Source organism: Sneathiella sp. (genome assembly GCF_041689005.1).
GTDB lineage: Bacteria > Pseudomonadota > Alphaproteobacteria > Sneathiellales > Sneathiellaceae > Sneathiella.
The window spans coordinates 17,228-37,079 of the sequence record NZ_JBDNHC010000037.1 but is presented as its reverse complement, the minus strand read 5'-3'; the positions used below and the strand labels follow the sequence as shown (position 1 = coordinate 37,079).

Here is a 19,852-nt window from a genome sequence, read left to right as displayed (position 1 = left end):
TGATGCCGCCGTCTTCATTGCTGTCGAGCTTGGCGCGATGCAAAAGGCCGCGAGACCAGGCAAAGATCGAGGCAATCGGATTGGTGGAGGTTTCCTCACCGCGTTGATGCATCCGGTAATGACGGGTCACCGTCCCATGGGCAGCCTCAGCTTCCACGGTATTCCCATCGGGGGTCATGAGGACGGAGGTCATCAGGCCAAGCGAGCCGAACCCTTGCGCCACAGTGTCCGACTGCACATCGCCGTCATAGTTCTTGCAGGCCCAGACGTATTTCCCGGACCATTTCATGGCGCAGGCAACCATGTCGTCAATCAGCCTGTGCTCGTAGGTCAGGCCGCGCTTGTCGAATTCAGCCTTGAATTCTGCCTGAAAGACCTCTTCAAACAAATCCTTGAAGCGGCCGTCATAGGCTTTCAGGATAGTGTTCTTAGTGGAAAGGTACACCGGCCAGTTCCGGTTGAGGCCATAGTTCATGCAGGCACGGGCAAAACCGCGAATGGAGTCATCCAGATTATACATGCTCATGGCTACACCACCGGAAGGAAAGTCGAAAACCTCGAACTCCTGAACTTCGCCGCCATCTGACGGTTCAAATTTCATGGTCAGCTTGCCGGGCCCCGGCACCACCATATCGGTTGCGCGATATTGATCACCAAAGGCGTGACGCCCGATGACAATAGGGTCCGTCCATCCGGGAACCAGCCGCGGGACATTGGCACAAATGATAGGCTCGCGAAAGACAGTGCCGCCCAGGATATTGCGAATGGTACCATTCGGAGAGCGATACATCTTCTTGAGGCCGAATTCCTCAACTCGCTGTTCATCCGGCGTAATCGTCGCGCATTTGACGCCAACGCCAAATTCCTTGATGGCATTGGCCGCATCGACGGTGATTTGGTCATCCGTCTTGTCGCGCGCTTCCATTCCGAGATCGTAATATTTCAGATCGATATCCAAATACGGCAGGATAAGTTTCTTCTTGATAAAATCCCAGATTATCCGGGTCATTTCGTCGCCATCCAGTTCGACCACTGGATTTTTGACATGAATTTTTGGCATATCGAGATCCTTCTTTACCAATTTGATTATTGTTGTGCGGGTGCAAAATAGCATTGACGGCGGATGGCGCAAGCTGATCCGGTAAAAAAGAGTTGATTCCGCCTAAAATTTGGAGATATCCGCTGGGATTTCCTCTTCCGGTGCGGCGAGCAGGGCAGGGAGGATGTCTTCCATGCGCTCGACAACCCGGAAAAACCCGAGTGCTTCCTTCTCGACGAATCCCGCGGTGATCATATGGTTGATCAGGTCAAGGAGCGGTTGCCAGTACTGTTTATGGTTTACAAGGATAATCGGCTTGTCATGGAGACGGAGCTGGCGCCAGGTCAACATCTCAAATGTTTCATCAAGGGTACCTAGGCCGCCGGGCAGAATCACGAAGGCATCGGACATCTGAAACATCTTTTCCTTGCGTAGATGCATACTGTCGACAACATGCAGTTCTGTCAATTTCTCGTGACTAACTTCAATATCATATAGATGCCCGGGGATTATCCCGATAACCTGTCCGTGAGCGTCAAGCGTGGCGTCGGCTATGATACCCATTAGTCCCACATGGCCGCCACCATAGATAAGCCGGATTTGGTTTTCGCCCAGTTGTTGCCCCAGGTTCCTGGCGGCTTCCCTATGGGCAGGATCGGTGGGCATCCGCGAGCCGCAATAAACGCAAAGGGAAGAGATTTCAGCCATGAATTTACCTGTTCGGGAAAAGGGGGGATATGATTAAATATTCTGTCCTTATTATGTGCGGATTGCTGGCGTTTACGTCAAGCCCTGTTTTCGCCGGGGAAGTGGATGTGATTGCCGTCGATATCACCAAGGTCGAGGCAGATGTCTACCGCTTCACGGTGACCGTCCGCCATGCAGATGAGGGCTGGGAGCATTACGCGGACAGGTGGGAGGTTCTGGATATGCAGGGAAACAGTCTTGGCGCGCGTGTGTTGATGCATCCACATGTAGATGAGCAACCGTTTACCCGGTCGATGACATCGTCAATTCCCATGTATGTAAAACAGGTTACAATCCGGGCGCATGACAAGGTGCATGACTATGGTGGCGCGGAAATGGTTGTGAGTTTACCGCATTAAAACTAATGTGAAATCAGGTTAATAATTGTACCTGTGCAAGGTCAGTTCTTTTGATGTTTTATTTAACGGGGAGAGGTATCGAGATGAAGCACATTCTATTGAAGCCCTTTATTGCGATTATGGTGGCCGGATTGGCCATGGTGACAATCGCGAGTGCGCATTCTGAGACGACAGGCAACGAGGCGGCGGATCATCGCATTGCCGAAATGAAGAAAATGGGCGCGAATTTGGGGGCGATCGCCAAAGTGGTCAAGGGCGAGGCCGAATATAGCGACGAGCTTAACAAAAATGCTCAGACGGTTGCCGCGATTGCCGCCGATTTGCCCAAACTGTTTCCGGAAGGCTCCGGTGTCGAAGCTTCCCGTTCAAAGCCGGAAATATGGGAAGAAAAATACAAGGCCGACTTTCAAAAAGATATCGAAGACCTCCAGGCTGCCAGTAATCAACTGGTTGCAGCTGTCCAATCAGGGGACAAGGCTGAAATCGGCGCCGCCCTTAAAATGACAGGTGGCGCCTGTGGCGGCTGCCACAAGCAGTTCCGCAAACCAAAGGAGTAACTGATAGTGAGGGGGAGCGGAAAATTGGGAGAGCGGTCCTTATCTGGGCACTTACCTTTGCACCTCCTCCTCACCTTCGGCATCATTCTGTTCTGCTCCTGGGGCCTTGCCACTCATGCAGACGAGCCGACGGATAAGGGGGCGTATCTGGCCGCGGCGGGCAGCTGTTATGGCTGTCATACGGATGTCAAGAATGGTGGCAAGCCGTTTGCCGGAGGTCGGGCGCTGCCGACCCCGTTCGGTGTTTTCTACACCCCCAATATCACGTCTGACGCTGAAACCGGGATTGGCGGCTGGTCCGACGAGGACTTCGTCAATGCCCTGCACGATGGCATTGGACGTGAGGGGCATCCGTTGTTTCCGGCCTTCCCCTATCCCAGCTATACCAAAATGACGACGGAGGATGCGCTTGCCATCAAGTCCTACCTGATGTCCGTGTCCAAGGTAAACAGCCCGAATAAGGAGCACGATGTCTCCGCGCCATTTTCCTGGCGCTGGCTGCAATGGGGATGGCGGCTGATGTTCTTTAACGAAGGGCGATATTCTGCGCCGCCAGACACGCCGGCGCCGGTTGCGCGCGGCGGGTATCTGGTGGAGGCTCTTGCCCATTGCGGGGAATGTCATACACCGCGCAATTTTCTCGGTGGCACTGATATGTCTCTGTACCTTGCCGGATCGGCGAGCGGCGGAGAGGGTGAGATTGTCCCGAATATCACGCCAGACCCTGAAACCGGGATCGGGGACTGGTCCGAAGCCGACCTTGTGAGCTTTATGAAGGATGGCATGAAACCTGATTTTGATAATGTGCAGGGGACGATGGGAGAGGTTATAGAGCATAGCCTGTCGAAATTGACGGATGAAGATCTCACCGCCATTGCGCGCTATCTTAAATCGATCAAGCCGATCAATAATAAAGTCGAGAAATCCAGCCCATAGGCGGACGGAAACGCCGCATTTTACTAAACATTGCACGATCTGCCCTCGCGGTTCATAATAGGCGCGATTTCGATCTTTACTTGTGAGGCTCTGGTGCGCGTATTTGGTATCCTGGCGATTTTATTACTCATTGTTATTGGTGTCTTTCTGTATCTTCGCGGTGATACGCTGTTGATGACAGGGGATGAAACCTCTTCCGGGGACGTCCAGACAACAACTGAGAAAACCTCCTCCGAAAATGACGCGGGAGACAGTGCCGAAGCGGATGCAAGCGGCACCAATGTGGCAGGTAAGCCGGGTACACCGACTGAGGGGAGCATTGTGCCGACCATTGTCGATAAGAAGCTCGATAACGGCACGGATGAGGCGGCGCAGAAAGTTGCACTGGCGCGGCCGAGTTTTGATGTTGTCCGGGTCGATCAGAATTGCGAGTTGCTGGCCGCGGGCCGGGCGGTTCCGGCCTCCGTTGTGACAATATTTGTCGGCGATACGGCGGCGGGAGATATTACGACATCCTCCAACGGCGAATGGGTATTCACATCAAAGAAACCACTCGGAGCGGGCTCGCAATCGATTAACTTGCGCGCGAAAAACCCGGATGGGCAGGAACTTGAATCCAGCAATCTCGTCATCATGAATGTTCCTGATTGCAGAAAACCGCTGCTTCAGCGGGAGCCTGCAATTGCTATGCTGGCGCCCAAAAATGACACTGCCGAGGGGACAATCCCGGGATCTGTGAAGCTGTTGCAGGTTCCGGAACCACAGGGTGATGTCTCGGCAGCAAAGGATTTAAGCCTCGGATCGGTGAATTACGACAACAAGGGAACACTGGAATTGTCCGGCAAGGGACAGCCGGGCAAGCATGTGCAGATTTATGTTGATAACCGCCCGGTTGGCAAAGCCGACATGGATGCAGACGGGAACTGGAAAATGCAGCCGGACGAGTCGATCCCGGCGGGAACCCATAACCTTCGCATAGATCAGCTGGATGATGATGACAAAGTAATTTCCAGGATCGAGCTTCCGTTCCAGAAAACGCCGGCACAGGATGTTTTGCTGGCACAGCAGGATGGCAGTTTACGCGCCGTTGTACAGCCGGGAAACAGCCTCTGGCGGATTGCCCGCCGGATTTATGGCGAAGGCATGGAATATACTGTTATCTACCAGGCTAACCAGAATCAGATACGCGATCCGGATCTTATTTTTCCGGGCCAGATATTCACCTTGCCAGAGCAGAACTGACCCACCGGAATTTGAGCCGCTGAATGTGCTGTGTCCGCTGCATTTGTAGCCGCGGTCACATCTCATCGCGGGCAACCATTTTTCGGTAAAACGATTGTGAATGTTGAACTAGGTTAAGGTCGGCATACATCTGGCGGAAATATAATGGATACGACTAAATACGATAGTAATTCGCAGTCGGCCGGCAGGAGCCATTGGGCAACTGTGCGCTCGCTCACCGAATATCTCTGGGTCGCCGGACGCAAGGATCTTAAGATTCGGGTCTTTATTGCGATTATCCTGCTGATCATGGCCGAGGTCGCCTCGGTCTACACCCCTTATATCATGAAATATATCGTCGATGACATGACCGGCGATGTAAACCCGATCATCGTCTTGCCGGTCGGGCTGATTGTCGCCTTCGGTGTGGCGCGGGTTCTGACACAGGCCTTCGCTGAACTCCGGGATGCAGTTTTCGCCAAGGTCGGCCAGAATGCCATTCGCCAGGTCGCCCTGAATACTTTTCGCCATCTGCATAAACTGTCCCTGCGATTTCATCTCGACCGGCAGACGGGCGGATTGAGCAGGGTTATCGAGCGCGGTACCAAGGGTATCGATTTCCTGCTCCGGTTCATGCTGTTCAATATTATCCCGACATTGCTGAAAATTCTCTTCATTTGCGGGATTTTGCTCGTTCAGTATAGCTGGATTATTTCCCTGATAACCCTGACGACGCTGATCGGCTATATATATTTCACGCTGGCGGTCACCGAATGGCGGCTTCAGTTTCGCCGGACCATGAACGAGAAGGACAGCGAGGCAAATACCAAGGCAATTGACAGCCTGCTGAACTTCGAAACGGTTAAATATTTTGGTAACGAAGGCCATGAGGCAAGCCGCTTTGACCAGGCTCTCGCTGGATATGAGCGGGCTGCCGTCCGCAGCAATATAACACTTGCCTATCTGAATATCGGACAGGGGGTGATCCTCAGCATCGGCCTGATCGCGGTTTTATATCTATCGGCAAAAGGGGTTGTTGACGGCAAATATACAGTGGGTGATTTTGTCGCCATACACGGGTTTCTGATGCTACTGATACAGCCGCTTAATTTTCTTGGTTTCGTCTATCGCGAGATCAAACAGAGCCTCGTTGATATGGAGAAGATGTTTGAGCTGCTTCGGGTCACCCGCGAAATAGACGATCAACCGCATGCCCGGCCTCTGGTGGAGGGGGGCGGTGAGGTGGAGTTCCATCATGTTAATTTCGGATATGAGGAAAATCGCCAGATTCTTCACGATCTGTCCTTTCGGGTTGCTCCCGGCAAGAAGACGGCGATTGTCGGTCCCTCCGGCGCCGGTAAATCCACGATCTCGCGGATATTGTTCCGCTTCTACGATGTTGACAGTGGCTATGTGACCATCGATGGACAGAAAATTGAGGATATGACCCAAGGCTCTTTACGCGCGGCCATCGGTATCGTCCCGCAGGATACAGTCCTGTTCAACGATACGATTCGATATAATATCGGCTATGGACGTCCGGGCGCAAGCCGGGAGGAAATTGAAGAGGCGGCCCGCCTTGCCAGCATTGACAAATTTATTGCCAAGCTTCCCGCCGGGTTCGACACCATGGTCGGTGAGCGCGGGCTCAAACTCTCTGGCGGTGAAAAACAGCGGGTTGCCATTGCCCGCACGATCTTGAAAAAGCCGCGTATCCTGCTATTTGACGAGGCAACGTCTGCCCTTGATTCCCATACGGAAAAGGAAATACAGGCGAGCCTTGCGGAAGTCTCCAGAAATAGGACAACCTTGGTCATTGCGCATCGGCTGTCGACAATTGTTGATGCGGATGAAATTATTGTTCTGGACGGGGGCCGTATTCAGGAGCGGGGACGGCATCACGATCTTCTGGAGAAGAACGGCGCCTACGCCGCAATGTGGGCACGTCAGCAGGAAGCTGCCAGCTATCAAGAGAAGCTTGAGCAGGTGCTGGATTAAGCGTTACACTCGATCGCCAGACCTTCGCGGTCAACTTTTTATACTTTTTGTCGGCTAGCTGCGGTATACGCTACTTTCGACAGAAGGCCGTGGGCCGGAAAGAAGAATGATATGGATACGTTGAAGTTAGTATTGGTGCCGATCAATCACGAGGGTCACCGGTTTATCGCGATCTTCGCGGCGATTACACTGGCGCTGTTTCTGTTTACCTGGCCGGTGCTCGGCTGGATCGGTGTCGTCCTAACGCTTTGGTGCGTCTATTTTTTCCGTGATCCTGACCGCGCTGTGCCGACGCGCGCCGGATTGATTGTCAGTCCCGCTGACGGCAGGGTCCAGCTTATCGAGCGGGCCGTCCCGCCGGAAGAGCTTGGCCTCGGACCGGATGCGCGCCTCAGGATCAGCATATTTCTCAATGTCTTCAACGTCCATGTTAATCGGGTGCCGTTCGGCGGAACGATTGTTCGGCAGGTCTATCGACCCGGTAAATTCTTCAATGCCGCCCTCGACAAGGCATCGGAGGAAAACGAGCGCCACGCCGTTCACCTCAGGAGCGATGATGGGCAGGATATCATTTTCGTCCAGATCGCCGGGCTCGTCGCTCGCCGGATTGTCTGCTACCTGACCGATGGGCAGCAGGTCCGGACCGGGGAACGTTTTGGCCTGATCCGGTTTGGCAGCCGAACGGATATTTATCTTCCCGAAGGCATTCAGCCACTTGTGGCGGTCGGTCAGAATATGGTGGGCGGAGAGACAATCATCGCCGACCTGAACGGTGTCAACACGAGCGCCATGCCATCGGAGATTCGCTAATGACCCTCAATCGGCGCAGCAGGCTTCGGGTCCTCCCCCTGAACGCTCTCATCCCGAATATGCTGACGACGCTGGCCCTCTGCGCCGGGCTGACATCGGTGCGCTTCGCTCTTGATGAAAAATGGGAGATGGCGGTGATTGCCATTCTCGCTGCCGGGGTTTTGGACGGGCTGGATGGGCGAATGGCGCGACTGTTGAAAAGCGCTTCCAAGTTCGGGGCGGAGCTTGATTCCCTCTCGGATTTTGTGAGTTTCGGTGTTGCCCCGGCGCTAGTCCTGTTCCTTTGGACGCTGGATGCCGGACTGGGCGGTGTCGGCTGGATTATTGCCTTGGTGTTTACCGTTTCCTGCGGTTTGCGCCTTGCACGATTTAACTCGATGCTGGATGAGGAACAGCCAGTCTGGGCGTCGAAATATTTTACCGGGATTGCCGCCCCGGCCGGTGCGTCAATTTCACTGCTGTTTATGGTGGTCAATTTCTTTACGGACAGCGACTTTTTCAGATCCCCTATTTTGAACGCCACTTGGTTATTATTCATTGCGTTTTTGATGGCCAGCCGTATTCCCACATATTCACTGAAACGCCTGCGTATTTCCCGCCGCTTCATTATGCCGGTTTTGCTTTTGGTCGGCGTGATGGCGGCGATGCTTGCGAGCTACCCCTGGCAGCTTCTTTCACTTATTGCCCTCATTTATATAGCGACCATTCCGTTCTCGATTATCAGCCAGCGGCGTTTGACGCGGCAAGATGCCCGAAAAGCCGACATGGCTGGGGTGGATAAACCGGACGTTAGCGATACGGATAATGACGCGGTAAGCTGATATATCCTAAATCGTGATGGTATATCGTCATATCTTTTGATGCTGATTAAAGGCGTTGCCGGGTATTCTCATCGTGAGTCACTTCAAAGGGTCCGCTAAGCTATTCCGCCAGTTCCGGATGGGCGGCGGATTTTGCCTCGGCTTTACGCGTTTTACGACGCTCCAACGCTTCGCTGACGTTGGCGCCAACCATAAGCAGGGCCGGGGTCATGATCAGCGTGAGAATGGTGGCGAAGGTCAAACCGAAGGCAACAGCGGTCGACAGCTGCACCCACCATTGCGATGACGGTGCCCCAGTGACAACTTCGCGACTGACGAAGTCGATGTTGATCTGCAATGTCATCGGCAGCAACCCGAAAATGGTGGTCACGGTGGTCAGCATGACCGGGCGCAAACGCTGGGCGCCGGTGCGCAGGATCGCCTCCATAGCCGCCATGCCCTCACGGCGAAGATGGGCAAAGGTATCGATCAACACGATATTGTTGTTCACAACGATACCGGCAAGCGAGATTATTCCGACCCCTGTCATCACAATCCCGAAGGGTTGTCCGGTCACGATCAGACCGACAAATACCCCGATTGTTGACATGATAACGGCAGTCAGTATCAGGAAGGCATGATAGAAACTGTTGAACTGGGTGACCAGAATGATCGCCATGATAAACAGGGCGACGGCAAAGGCCTTGCCGAGGAAAGCTTGCGCCTTCTTCTGCTCTTCATCCTCGCCCTTAAAAGTATAGGAGACGTCCGGATTGAGGTTGGCATCGCTTTTTAGCCAGGCTTCGATCTCCTTGACCTTCTCGTCAACCAGGACGCCTGCGGCAACATTCGCCTTCACCGTCATCACGCGGCGGCCATCGGTGCGATTGACGGTCCCGACTTTCTGCTTCGCCTCGCGGGTCACAAAATTGGAAAGCGGCACCATGCCGTTGCCCGTCAGCACGTGAAGATTGTCGAGCTGGTCAATGCTGCGCTTGTCCTCAGGATAACGAACGCGGATATCGAGCTCGTCATCGGCATCGTCGGGCCGGTATTCACCGACTTTGATGCCATTGGTAACCAACTGGATGGTTTTGCCGACGGACAGGATATCGGCCCCGAACAGTCCCGCCTGTGCCCGATCCACCTTGATTTGCCATTCAATTCCCGGGATGGGGCGGCTATCCTCAATATCGACAAGATCGTCAACACTGCTTTCCAAATGCTCGCGAATTTTAGCAATCTCGGCGGGGAGCAGATCCGGCTGTCGCGAGGACAGCTGGATCTGGATATCTTTTCCCGTGGGCGGACCCGCATCGGGCTTGCGTGTTTCCACAGTTATGCCCGTTAAATGCGCCGTCCGTTTCCGGATATCCTCAAAAACCTCATCGGCCGGGCGCCGGTCCTGCCAGTCCTTGAATTCCATCTGGATAGTGCCGATAACATCAGCGGAGACGTCCTGGCCCTTGGCCGGTCCGCCGGTACGGGTATAGATCGATGAAAAGTCATTGAGTTTGAGAACTTCTCTCTCGACCTCGCCGACCAGAACATCCTTCTCGTCGGTCGACATGTTGCCGCGCGCGTGAACATAGGCAAGGGCTATCTCGGGCTCAACGTTGGGGAAGAATTCAACGCCGTTTCCATGGGCGGCATAATAATACTGCACGCCAACGAGCGCGAGGACACCCACAATTACAATTTTTGCTGGATGGCGCAGACAGGTGGACAGGATGTTGACATATTTTCCGGTTAAGCCGCCGACCTTGGTTATGTCCCCGGATTCTGCCGCATTCAGGGCCGCGAGAGTCTTCGGGCTGGTCGAGCCTGCCTTACCGAATACTGAGCCCAAGGTCGGCACGAAAATCAGTGCCATCAAGAGCGAGCCCGTCAATGTCGTGATCAGGGTGAGGGGCAGGAACTTCATGAACTCACCAACCACACCCGGCCAGAACAGCAGCGGCATGAACACCGCTAGCGTGGTCGCGGTTGAGGCTATGATCGGCCAGGCCATGCGTTTTGCTGCGAGCGAGTAGGCCTCTTTCTTGTGGACACCCTCAGCCATTTTCCGGTCGGCGAATTCGGTCACTACAATTGCCCCGTCGACCAGCATGCCAACCGCGAGAATCAGGCCGAACAGGACGACGATATTGATGGTCAGACCGAACAGATACATATAGAGGATGCCGATCAGGAAGGATCCCGGGATCGACAACCCGACAAGCCCCGCGGTCCGCACGCCGAGGGCACTGATGACAACGATCATCACCAGGATAATGGCACTGATAATATTATTCTGAAGATCGTTCAGCATCGAGCGAATGTCTTCGGACTTATCCTGGCTGAAAGTCACGACGACGCCTTCAGGCCAACGCGCCTGTTCCTCGCGAACCGTCTTTTGGACTTCTTCGATCGTCTCGATGATATTTTCGCCAAGACGCTTCTTGATTTCGAGGGCAATGGCCGGTTTTCCGTTCAGCCGGGCGTAACTATCAGCATCCTTGAAGGTACGGCGAATTTCGGTCACATCGCGAAGAGTTACCACCCCGTCGTTATTGACCTTTATCGGAATATCGAGAACATCGGCCGCGGTTTTGAAAAGGCCTGGAACTTTAATGGAAAAACGCCCCTTGCCGGTATCCATGGATCCCGCCGCGACAAGTTTGTTGTTATATTCAATCGCGTTGGCAAGATCGGCATTTGAAATCTGATAGCTTTCGAGCTTTACCGGATCAACGATGACCTCCAGAACCTCTTCGCGGTCACCGCCGATGTCGGCCTCCAGCACGCCGGGAAGACCCTCAACGCGGTCCTGAAGGTCCTTGGCAAGCTTGACCAGCGTGCGCGAGGGTACATCGCCCGACAAGGTAACCACAAGGACGGGAAACAGTGCAAAATTAACCTCGTTCACTTCGGGATCATCGGTTTCCTGCGGGAGTTCCTTCTTGGCAATATCGACCTTGTCGCGAACATCCTTTAGCGCTTCGTCGGAATCGAACCCCGCGTCAAACTCAAGCGTGACCGCAGCGTAGCCTTCGCTGGCCGTCGCCCGCATTTCTTTTATCCCCTCAATCGAGCGGAGTTCCTGCTCCATCGGGCGCACCAGCAGGCGTTCGCCATCTTCGGGGGAGATACCCTCATGGGTCATAGACACATAGATAATCGGAACATTGATATCCGGATCAGATTCCTTGGCAATATCGACATAGGCATAAACACCGGCAACGAGGATCAGAAGCAGGGCCGAAATAATCGTCCGGGAGCGGTTTATCGCGGCATCTATGAGGGCATTCATTTATCTGCCTCGGCTGTGTATATGTCGGCCTTAACGCGGTCTCCGGCGCGGACGAAGTCCTGGCCGACGACGATCAGGGTTACAGTCTCGGGTAGGCCATCCACCCAAATGCCTGCCACCGTGTCTGAGAGAATTCTAATGGGATAAAAAATGACGATATCGTCATTGCCAACGGCGCGCAGACCGAGGACGCCGTCGTCGTTCAATGTCAGGAAGGCAGGCGACAGCAAATGGGCCATTACCGTGTTGGACTTGAACACAATTTCGGCGGTGACGCCGTTTCGTAGCTTGTATCCCTTGTTCGGGACTTCCAGTTCAACCCGGAAGGTGCGTGTCGCCGGATCGGCCCTGTTGCTGATGAATTTTATCTTGCCCGATACCTTCTCCCCGGTCACCAGGGTGGCTGTTCCTTCGCCCCCAACCTTAATGTTATTTACCTGTAGCTCCGAGATTTGCCCGGTGACGAGCAGTGGATCACTTTCGATGATCGTCGCAATCGGGTTGCCTTCCTTGATATAATCTCCGATCTCTGCCACCCGCTCCTCGATATAGCCATCGAAGGGAGCCTTAATAACGAGATCCTGCAGATGGATTTTCATGGCCATGACCTGGGCCTTGGCGCTGTCCAGCTGCGCATTTGCACTTGCGAGAGTGGTGTCGGAACTATACCCTTTTTTATTCAGGGACTGGGCGGCCTTTTGTTCAATCGTACGCTGCCGGATCAGGGCTTCGGCTTCCAGAAGCTTTGCCTGATTGTCCCGGACATCAAAACTGACAATGGGGTTACCCGCCTTGACGCGGTCGCCATCATTCACATGAACTTTTTCCACAGTTCCGGAGATTTCGGCTTTCAGATCGACAACGCGAAATGCTTCTGTCTTGCCGTGAACGATGACTTCCTGCTGGCGCGGTTTCGCCGTAAAGGACCGAACCCGGACACTCGTGATATGTTTTTTCGCGGCAGGGGCATTTTCTGTCGATACCCCGGCACCCTCTTGCGTCGCGGCGTTCGCATCGCTGCCGGACTCATCCGTGAAACTATCAAGCTGACCGGAGACAATCCAGCCGGTCACGACAACGGCGATAACGATTGCGATTATAACGGAACGGTTCACAGCAACACCTCTTCAGTTGATTGCCTGTTACGACGCATCTATTCTGCTGCCCGGCGGCCAAGTAAAGCGTCCGCCTCCAGCAGATGCCGGTTTTCAGTTAAATAATCTATTTCCGCCTGATACAGGGTCCGGCCATATCCGCACATAAAACGGCCGGTGTCAGTTCTTTCGTCGGAACAGTCAGCTTGTAAGTCCGCGACCTTGCAGCGGCAGTCCGCTATTCTTTCATCGATCAATTGGGCGATTGTCGCGGCCGGTAACAAATGCGAAAACATCAAGGTTGCCAGAAATTCAGAGCGGAACCGGTCCGGGGCTGGCTTTTTCGTGATTTCCTCAAGAAACCTGTAGCGACCAGTGGACGTAATCGAATAGATTTTTTTGTCCGGCCTTTTTTCCTGGCTGAGTTCACGGCAGGAAACCAGTCCCTCATCCGTCAGCTTGGTTAGCGACGGATAGATCGAGCCGTAACTAGCATGGAATATTAGTCCGAGACGCTCTTCGAATGTTTTCTTGATTTCATATCCGGTGGCGTCGCCCATCGTGAGGATGCCAAGGCATAGGGTTCGTATGTCCATTCACGTAATCCAGACCGCAGTAGAAAAAGCTGTAAAGCAAATTGCCTTATATCGGACCCTTATATTATGTCAATTCATAATATATCAATCCGATATATAGGCATTATTCATATTGCTGGAAAATTCCGCTAATGTATGTGACTGGCATCACGGATTAGTAATGTCCAAGTCAGGCGAGGCGGGCGTAGGAAGTTGGCAATGGAGATCAGGTTATTGTTAATATTGATAAAAAATCGGCATTTCAGCCGCTGTTCTTTTTATTTTCGGCTATCTTACATTTTTCGGTAAAAGACATGATTACCGATGGCGGCCGTTTGCGCGAATTTTTTTGACCAGGTCGGTGACACATAAGTCGCGTGATAGAAGGTCGCTGAATCCGACAGGTCTCTCAGGTTCCCGTCCTTGACGAGACGGGCAATTTGCATTGCCTGCAACCAGGCCTGCTTTTCAACTGCCGTATCAGACTTTCCATCACAGGCAAAGGAGAACTGGCAGGCATGCTTGCGTGAGCTGCCTTCAAAGACGACATCACAATAGGATTTGTTGCGCTTGACCACCCGGTTATAAACAACCTGGGCGACGGCTATCTGACCGCTATAAGGCTCTCCGCGGGCTTCAAAATATACCGCTTGGGCGAGACATTTGAGGTCAGAATCATCGGTGGACGCTGTCAACATCGTTGAGCCGGGCATGAAATGAGCCATGACAACGAACAGCAGAGACAGAAATGTAACCGTCAAAGCACTCAGGGTTTTCAAATACATTTGCGTTCCCCTCCGAAGAATTCACCCGAATATAACAATCCACTTAACCATTAAGCAGGCTGAAAGCGGCAAAATTATGGCAATACAAGGTTACGAGGGGGATTCGTGTCGACGGATGTGCAATTGCTTGACGACCTGAAGTTTCTCTTCATTGCTCATCAACGCCCAGCCGCCGATCTCGAGACGGGTGCGAAAACACCCTCGACAATAGAGATTCTGCATATCCATGCTGCAAACCCCGGTGCAAGGAGAGGGCAGATCCGGAAGAGGTCCGATTTTTGGATTTTTGCGCCGCATGTCAATCCTTCTTATTGTTATTTTCCACCGCATTAATCAGCGCGTCAAAAGGAAGCAGAACACATACATGACGGCTTTTATGCTCGGCGACAAGCCGGAAAAAATCAAGTTTCTCCCAATTGGATGATGTACTTACATCCTCTTTGTTCAGCATCGCCTGAAGGGTCGACCGCGTTTGCCGGATTTCCTCAATGTTCCGCCCGGCTGCATTTTCTCCAAGCAGGGAGGCGGCGGCCTGACAGAGCACACAGGAACGGTTTTGATGGTTGATGGCCAAAATCCTGTCACCGTCGAGTTTGACCTGAACGGTAATCCGGTCCCCGCAGGTCGGATTGTCGAGTGTTTCCTCGGAGTCCGGCCCCGCCATCACGCCGTCTCCCGTTGCGTCCGCGGCCAGCCGCAGAAGGTTTTTCTGGTATAACTCCTCAATCACGGGATCAACTCACTTCCGCTGAAGGCCGGACAGGGCGTCAGGGGTATCGACATCGACAAAGATGGACTCATCGCCGATCTCGACGTTGAAGACCAGGGCTTCGTTATTGCCAATGATGGATTTTGCGCCAATATCGCCGGAGATGGCCGCAATATCCGGGGCAAAGCTGCTGGCAATCAAGACCGGATTTCCTTGTTTTCCATGAAAAGTGGGAACAACGATGGCGCGCCCTTCCTCGATATCGAAGGCATCAATCAGTTTGTCCAACAGCGCGGACTTTACGAGCGGCATGTCGCCGAGACAAACGAGAATACCGTCAAATTTATCGGCAAGCGCGGCAAAGCCGGTTTTAAGGCTGCTGCTCAGACCTTCAGAAAAGTTCGGGTTATGGAAAGTTGTGATATTTTTTTCCTGCAGGATCGCCGTAATCTCTTCCTTTTCATGGCCGGTCACGGCAAACACAGCGGCGGCTTTCGAGGCCAGCGCCCGCTCGGTGGCATGGCCCAGCAGCGGCTTGCCATCTATTTTGGCGAGAAGCTTGTTCTGCGGTCCCATACGCCGCGATTGTCCCGCCGCCAGAATGAGGACAGCGACGGATTTGCGTCCCGGCTCCCGCTTTTGCGGGGTCGGGCGGCCACGTGGTTGCGGACGACTGCTGATTTCCTTGAGCAGGCCCCCGGCGCCCAGATCCATGACATCGGAGGCGGTGACCGGTATCCCGGCAAGCAGGCGTTGCAAGACCCAGTCGAAACCATTGAGTTTGGGCGAGCGGGTGCAGCCCGGAAGACCGACAACGATTGTTTCCTCAATATGCGCGAGGAGCAGGAGATTTCCGGGATCCACCGGCATGCCGAAATGGTCAATTTCTCCGCCTGCCATTGTAATCGCCAACGGGATGACATCCTTGCGGTCCGTAATGGCCGAGGCGCCGAATATCAGGATGAGGTCGCAGCCCGCCGCCTTGAACTCGGATATCAAAACGGCCAATGGCCGCTCATGATGATCCACGGTACGTCGGTGGTCGATCTGGTTTCCGCAGTCTTGCAGCCTGCCTTCCATAATTTTCTCGGATTTGGCGATCACTGTTTCCTTGGTCTTTGGCAGGGCCGTCGAGATTACGGCGATATTGCGCCTCTGGAAGGGCTGTACAGAAATAAGAGGAGCATTACTGCCATTGGCGAGAGACAAAACCTCGGCAACTCTTTCCGCGGGCGCAGCAAAGGGGATGATCTTGACGGTCGCCAACATCTGGTTTTGTTCAACAACTTCGAAATTCTTTACAGTCGCGACTGTAATTGTTTCATCCACATGATTGATTTTATTAAGTAAAGTCTCATTCACAAGTGCAACACCATGGGCTTCGGAAATCAGGTTGGCGCGACCAGTAAAGGCCGGTTTAAGGCTTATGCCTGTCCCGGCGAGAGGCACGGCAATGGTGCCGGCCGCCTCATTTTCGGCCATGTCCGTCGCCTCTAAACGGGCGGCAAGAACAGTCTCAACCCCGTGGGCAGTCAGTTCCGCGATTTCCGTCGCGGACAGGATATGGCCTTTTTTCAGGATTTTGTCCGGCGCGCTTTCAATGGCATGGGCAAGAAAGGCCCCTTCGGCCTCATCAATGGGTAAACGTCCAAAAATCATGGCAGGGCTTTCTGGCGGAGAACAGACGTCATTTCCGCCATGATCGAGATGGCGATCTCCGCCGGGGACTTGGCCCCGATATCGAGACCGATCGGCCCATGGATGCGGCTGAAATCAGCTTCCGTAAACCCGTTCTCCAGCAACCTCTCCCGGCGTTTGGCATGTGTGCGGCCACTTCCAAGCGCCCCGAGATAGAAGGCGTCAGATTTAAGGGCATGTTGAAGGGCCGGATCATCAAGTTTCGCATCATGGGTAAGGGTGATGATTGCCGAGCGCCGGTCGGGCTTAAGATCGGCAAACGCCTCATCAGGCCAGCGATTATCAAGGGTGACATTTGGAAAGCGGAATTCCGATCCAAAACTCTGACGCGGATCGATGACAGTGACGTCATAGTCTGCACTCGCGGCCATTGGAACAAGGCTTTGGGCGATATGTACGGCCCCGACGATGAACAGGCGGAGGCGAGGGTTAAAGATATTCAGAAATACCGGGCCTTCATCGGTCTCAAGCTGCGCGGGCTTATCATTTCGGAGGGCATTTCGTGCAGCTATCAAAATATCAGATTCAATTTCATTATCAAAAGGATAGAGTAGTTTTTGATCTCCTGATGTGAGGTTTGTTGCAAGGACAACCTGCCGCTTGTCGCGCCGGGCCTGCTGCAGTTCATCAAGTATTACCGTTTTCATGCGGGCAGGCCCTAATCCAGTTTCTCAAGAAAAATATCAATCTTGCCGCCACAGGCAAGCCCGACCTCCCAGGCCTGATCGTCGCTGACACCGAACTCCAGTGTTTTGACTGACCCGGTTTCCATGAGGTCGAGGGCCGCCTGAATGACGGCGCCCTCAACACATCCGCCACTGACCGAGCCGATCATATTGCCGCGATCGTCAATGGCAAGCTGGCTGCCGATGGGGCGCGGGGCGGACCCCCAGGTTTTTATCACTGTTGCCAGGGCAACCTTGCGGCCGTCTTTCTTCCAAGCGAGAGCCTGTTCCAAAATATCGTCGCCGGGCAGGGCGGAGGTGTCACTCATGCTGCAAAACTCCTGCGGTCAATATGGACTTCCATTGGACTAGAAAGAATAGCCGACAAGTCTTTGAGGCTATTCAGGTTATGGATGGTTCGAAACTGATCGACATGAGGCAGGATCGCTTTTACCCCTTTCGAGCGTGGCTCGAACCCCTGATAGCGAAGCAACGGGTTCAACCAGATCAACTGGCGGCAGGATTTATGCAATCGTTCCATTTCAACTCCAAGTCCTTCACCGGCATCGCGGTCAAGCCCATCCGAAATCAGCAGCGTCACTGCCCCCTGACCAAGGACGCGGCGAGACCAGTATTTGTTGAACTCCTTGATGGTTGCGCCGATACGGGTTCCGCCCGACCAGTCTTCAACCTGTTCACTTACCGCCTCCAGTGCGGCATCGACATCGCGATAGCGCATATATCTTGTTATATTGGTGAGCCGGGTACCAAATACAAATGTATGGACACGATCGCGGTCATTGGTGAGGGCATGCATGAAATGCAGCAGCATCCGGCTGTATTGGGTCATCGATCCGGAAATATCGCAGAGGATGACAAGCGGCGGACGGCGCGTAACGCGGGATTTGAAGCGGAGCGGAATGGTCGCCCCGCCGGAGCGCAAGCTGGCGCGTAACGTGCGCCGCATGTCGATATTACCGGCGCGCAGGTCGGCATGCTGCCGCCGCGTCTTCACATCCATTATCGGCAGGCGCATCGTGGCGATGGCCTTTTTTGCCTCCGCCATTTCCACCGCGCTCATGCTCTCGAAATCCTTGCTCTGAAGCAGTTCGTTGTCTGAGGCGGTGAGGGTGGCGTTAATCTCTATTTCCTCGGACGTGGGGTCCTCAGGGTTATTCGGCGCTTCGGAGGGCGCGAGTGCCTCCGACAATCGGCGGCTTATCTGTTTCTGGTTGTCGTCCTTGACGGTCTCCAGGAAACTTGTTGGCAGCATCATCTCCATCATTTTTTTCAGGAGCTCCGGGTTACGCCAGAAGACATGAAACGCCTGATCGAAGATGTCCCGCTGGTCCCGGCGATTGACAAAGACAGCATGAAGGGTCCAGTAGAAATCATCCCGGCGCTGAATGCCCGCGGTTTCAACGGCGCGGATCGCCTCGATTATGCGGCCCGGGCCGACCGGCAGGCCGGCACGGCGCAGGGCGCGTGCAAAATGCAGGATGTTTTCGGAGAACGTGCCACCGGATTTTGCGGGCGCGTCTGTCACCTTGTTCCGATTTCCCGATTGATTTGTGTGATGATCTCGGCCGCCTCGCTGCCCTGGATTTTGACAATGTCATCCTGGTATTTCAATAGCACGCCGAGCGTATCATTAATGACGTCGGGATCGAGAGAGATGACGTCAAGCTCGGTCAGGGCGGTGGTCCAGTCAAGGCTTTCGGCGATGCCGGGCAGCTTGAACAGATTGGGGTCCTTGCGCAGCGCCTGCACGAATAACACAATCTGCTCCGACAAGCGGGCATCGGCACCCGGCAGTTTGAGCGAGATGATTTCCTTTTCCCGTGCGGCGTCCGGGTAATCCACCCAGTGATACAGGCAGCGCCGTTTCAGGGCGTCATGGATCTCCCGCGTCCGGTTAGAGGTAATGATGACAATTGGCGGTTCCTCTGCCCGGATGGTGCCGAATTCGGGGATTGTTACCTGGAAGTCTGACAGAATTTCGAGAAGATAGGCCTCAAAGGGCTCGTCCGTGCGGTCCAACTCATCAATAAGCAGGACGGGGGCGCCGCCACCGCTATTTTCAAGGGCTTTCAGGAGCGGCCGCTTGATCAGGAATCTCTCCGAAAAGATATCACTACCGAGACTATCGCGATTGGCAGTCTCGGTCGCCTCGGCAAGGCGAATCTCGATCATCTGGCGGGCGTAATTCCATTCATATACGGCGGAACTGATGTCCAGCCCTTCATAGCATTGCAGCCGGATCAGCGGACGGCCCAATTGCTCGGCGAGGACTTTTGCAATTTCCGTTTTGCCAACCCCGGCTTCGCCTTCCAAAAACAACGGTCGTTGCATTTTCAGGGACAGGTAAAGGACGGTAGCAAGGCTTCTGTCGGCGACGTAATTGGCCTTCTTGAGCATGTCCTGTATGGCATCGATTGTTTGGGGGAGCGAATTTGACATTTATTGATAATATCCGGTGAAGATTTTGAAACCTGTGAGGTGTAAGCGTAACCTCATTTTGGGATGTCGGCAACGGGATCAAAAAAAGGGAAGGGGAAGCTGAAACT

At 53.8% G+C, this 19,852-nt stretch carries 19 protein-coding genes and 1 pseudogene; 7 read left to right on the top strand and 13 right to left on the bottom strand.

Translation table 11 applies throughout. From position 1 onward, the window contains the following. The coding region (locus tag ACESNI_RS04880; protein ID WP_373085366.1) for an NADP-dependent isocitrate dehydrogenase at window positions 1-1,060 on the bottom strand (1,060 nt) is incomplete at its 3' end. A gap of 102 nt (window positions 1,061-1,162) precedes the next feature. Next, window positions 1,163-1,747: a TIGR00730 family Rossman fold protein gene (locus ACESNI_RS04875; RefSeq protein WP_373085365.1), complete on the bottom strand. Its 585-nt coding sequence runs from the start codon at window positions 1,745-1,747 to the stop codon at window positions 1,163-1,165. A 29-nt stretch (window positions 1,748-1,776) separates the two neighbouring features. Between ACESNI_RS04875 and ACESNI_RS04870 the strand changes: the two genes are divergently transcribed. From ACESNI_RS04870 to ACESNI_RS04840, 7 genes and pseudogenes are all read left to right on the top strand, one after another. Continuing rightward, a complete protein-coding gene (locus ACESNI_RS04870; RefSeq protein WP_373085364.1) occupies window positions 1,777-2,145 on the top strand; it encodes a hypothetical protein in 369 nt (122 codons plus the stop codon). Between the two features lie 83 nt (window positions 2,146-2,228). Further along, on the top strand, window positions 2,229-2,702 hold the full coding sequence (locus ACESNI_RS04865; RefSeq protein WP_373085363.1) for a cytochrome c: 474 nt from the start codon (window positions 2,229-2,231) through the stop codon (window positions 2,700-2,702). 57 nt (window positions 2,703-2,759) lie between these two features. Continuing rightward, complete coding sequence (locus ACESNI_RS04860) at window positions 2,760-3,638, top strand: cytochrome c (protein ID WP_373085362.1); 879 nt, start codon at window positions 2,760-2,762, stop codon at window positions 3,636-3,638. 93 nt (window positions 3,639-3,731) lie between these two features. After that, complete coding sequence (locus tag ACESNI_RS04855; protein WP_373085361.1) at window positions 3,732-4,880, top strand: LysM peptidoglycan-binding domain-containing protein; 1,149 nt, start codon at window positions 3,732-3,734, stop codon at window positions 4,878-4,880. Between the two features lie 144 nt (window positions 4,881-5,024). Then, entirely contained in the window at window positions 5,025-6,857 is a 1,833-nt protein-coding gene (locus ACESNI_RS04850) for an ABC transporter ATP-binding protein/permease (RefSeq protein WP_373085360.1), read from the top strand. A gap of 99 nt (window positions 6,858-6,956) precedes the next feature. Then, window positions 6,957-7,667: pseudogene (locus tag ACESNI_RS04845) on the top strand (phosphatidylserine decarboxylase); the annotation flags it as partial. Continuing rightward, window positions 7,667-8,488: a phosphatidylcholine/phosphatidylserine synthase gene (locus ACESNI_RS04840; protein WP_373085359.1), complete on the top strand. Its 822-nt coding sequence runs from the start codon at window positions 7,667-7,669 to the stop codon at window positions 8,486-8,488. The pseudogene ACESNI_RS04845 and the gene ACESNI_RS04840, both read left to right, overlap by 1 nt. A gap of 100 nt (window positions 8,489-8,588) precedes the next feature. On the opposite strand, the gene ACESNI_RS04835 is transcribed toward ACESNI_RS04840, so the two are convergent. From ACESNI_RS04835 to ACESNI_RS04785, 11 genes are all read right to left on the bottom strand, one after another. After that, window positions 8,589-11,759, bottom strand: a complete 3,171-nt coding sequence (locus ACESNI_RS04835) for an efflux RND transporter permease subunit (RefSeq protein WP_373085358.1) — start codon at window positions 11,757-11,759, stop codon at window positions 8,589-8,591. Next, entirely contained in the window at window positions 11,756-12,874 is a 1,119-nt protein-coding gene (locus tag ACESNI_RS04830) for an efflux RND transporter periplasmic adaptor subunit (RefSeq protein ID WP_373085356.1), read from the bottom strand. The genes ACESNI_RS04835 and ACESNI_RS04830 overlap by 4 nt, the downstream gene beginning before the upstream one ends. Window positions 12,875-12,912: 38 nt before the next feature. Further along, window positions 12,913-13,449 (bottom strand): PadR family transcriptional regulator, encoded by a 537-nt coding sequence (locus ACESNI_RS04825; RefSeq protein ID WP_373085354.1) that lies wholly within the window; start codon window positions 13,447-13,449, stop codon window positions 12,913-12,915. A gap of 272 nt (window positions 13,450-13,721) precedes the next feature. Beyond that, window positions 13,722-14,213: a cell wall hydrolase gene (locus ACESNI_RS04820; RefSeq protein ID WP_373085353.1), complete on the bottom strand. Its 492-nt coding sequence runs from the start codon at window positions 14,211-14,213 to the stop codon at window positions 13,722-13,724. Window positions 14,214-14,303: 90 nt separating this feature from the next. Then, window positions 14,304-14,510 (bottom strand): DUF1289 domain-containing protein, encoded by a 207-nt coding sequence (locus ACESNI_RS04815; RefSeq protein WP_373085351.1) that lies wholly within the window; start codon window positions 14,508-14,510, stop codon window positions 14,304-14,306. Between the two features lies 1 nt (window position 14,511). Beyond that, on the bottom strand, window positions 14,512-14,943 hold the full coding sequence (locus tag ACESNI_RS04810) for an iron-sulfur cluster assembly scaffold protein (protein ID WP_373085350.1): 432 nt from the start codon (window positions 14,941-14,943) through the stop codon (window positions 14,512-14,514). A 9-nt stretch (window positions 14,944-14,952) separates the two neighbouring features. After that, a complete protein-coding gene (locus ACESNI_RS04805) occupies window positions 14,953-16,581 on the bottom strand; it encodes an NTP transferase domain-containing protein (protein ID WP_373085349.1) in 1,629 nt (542 codons plus the stop codon). Continuing rightward, window positions 16,578-17,267 carry an XdhC family protein gene (locus ACESNI_RS04800; RefSeq protein WP_373085348.1) on the bottom strand — a complete coding sequence of 230 codons (690 nt, stop codon included), beginning with the start codon at window positions 17,265-17,267 and terminating at the stop codon, window positions 16,578-16,580. The genes ACESNI_RS04805 and ACESNI_RS04800 overlap by 4 nt, the downstream gene beginning before the upstream one ends. An 11-nt stretch (window positions 17,268-17,278) precedes the next feature. After that, the gene (locus tag ACESNI_RS04795; protein WP_373085347.1) at window positions 17,279-17,614 is read right to left on the bottom strand and encodes an XdhC family protein; all 336 of its coding nucleotides are present in this window, start codon (window positions 17,612-17,614) and stop codon (window positions 17,279-17,281) included. Continuing rightward, a complete protein-coding gene (locus ACESNI_RS04790) occupies window positions 17,611-18,831 on the bottom strand; it encodes a VWA domain-containing protein (RefSeq protein WP_373085346.1) in 1,221 nt (406 codons plus the stop codon). The genes ACESNI_RS04795 and ACESNI_RS04790 overlap by 4 nt, the downstream gene beginning before the upstream one ends. Then, entirely contained in the window at window positions 18,828-19,745 is a 918-nt protein-coding gene (locus ACESNI_RS04785; protein ID WP_373085345.1) for an AAA family ATPase, read from the bottom strand. The genes ACESNI_RS04790 and ACESNI_RS04785 overlap by 4 nt, the downstream gene beginning before the upstream one ends. Window positions 19,746-19,852 lie beyond the last annotated feature (107 nt).

What these genes read in the sequence shown, in the direction of transcription:
- ACESNI_RS04875 (WP_373085365.1), bottom strand. Translation starts at nt 1,747, where the DNA reads ATGGCTGAAATCTCTTCCCTTTGCGTTTATTGCGGCTCGCGGATGCCC.
- ACESNI_RS04870 (WP_373085364.1), top strand. Translation starts at nt 1,777, where the DNA reads ATGATTAAATATTCTGTCCTTATTATGTGCGGATTGCTGGCGTTTACG.
- ACESNI_RS04865 (WP_373085363.1), top strand. Translation starts at nt 2,229, where the DNA reads ATGAAGCACATTCTATTGAAGCCCTTTATTGCGATTATGGTGGCCGGA.
- ACESNI_RS04850 (WP_373085360.1), top strand. Translation starts at nt 5,025, where the DNA reads ATGGATACGACTAAATACGATAGTAATTCGCAGTCGGCCGGCAGGAGC.
- ACESNI_RS04840 (WP_373085359.1), top strand. Translation starts at nt 7,667, where the DNA reads ATGACCCTCAATCGGCGCAGCAGGCTTCGGGTCCTCCCCCTGAACGCT.
- ACESNI_RS04835 (WP_373085358.1), bottom strand. Translation starts at nt 11,759, where the DNA reads ATGAATGCCCTCATAGATGCCGCGATAAACCGCTCCCGGACGATTATT.
- ACESNI_RS04825 (WP_373085354.1), bottom strand. Translation starts at nt 13,449, where the DNA reads ATGGACATACGAACCCTATGCCTTGGCATCCTCACGATGGGCGACGCC.
- ACESNI_RS04820 (WP_373085353.1), bottom strand. Translation starts at nt 14,213, where the DNA reads ATGTATTTGAAAACCCTGAGTGCTTTGACGGTTACATTTCTGTCTCTG.
- ACESNI_RS04815 (WP_373085351.1), bottom strand. Translation starts at nt 14,510, where the DNA reads ATGCGGCGCAAAAATCCAAAAATCGGACCTCTTCCGGATCTGCCCTCT.
- ACESNI_RS04805 (WP_373085349.1), bottom strand. Translation starts at nt 16,581, where the DNA reads ATGATTTTTGGACGTTTACCCATTGATGAGGCCGAAGGGGCCTTTCTT.
- ACESNI_RS04800 (WP_373085348.1), bottom strand. Translation starts at nt 17,267, where the DNA reads ATGAAAACGGTAATACTTGATGAACTGCAGCAGGCCCGGCGCGACAAG.
- ACESNI_RS04795 (WP_373085347.1), bottom strand. Translation starts at nt 17,614, where the DNA reads ATGAGTGACACCTCCGCCCTGCCCGGCGACGATATTTTGGAACAGGCT.
- ACESNI_RS04785 (WP_373085345.1), bottom strand. Translation starts at nt 19,745, where the DNA reads ATGTCAAATTCGCTCCCCCAAACAATCGATGCCATACAGGACATGCTC.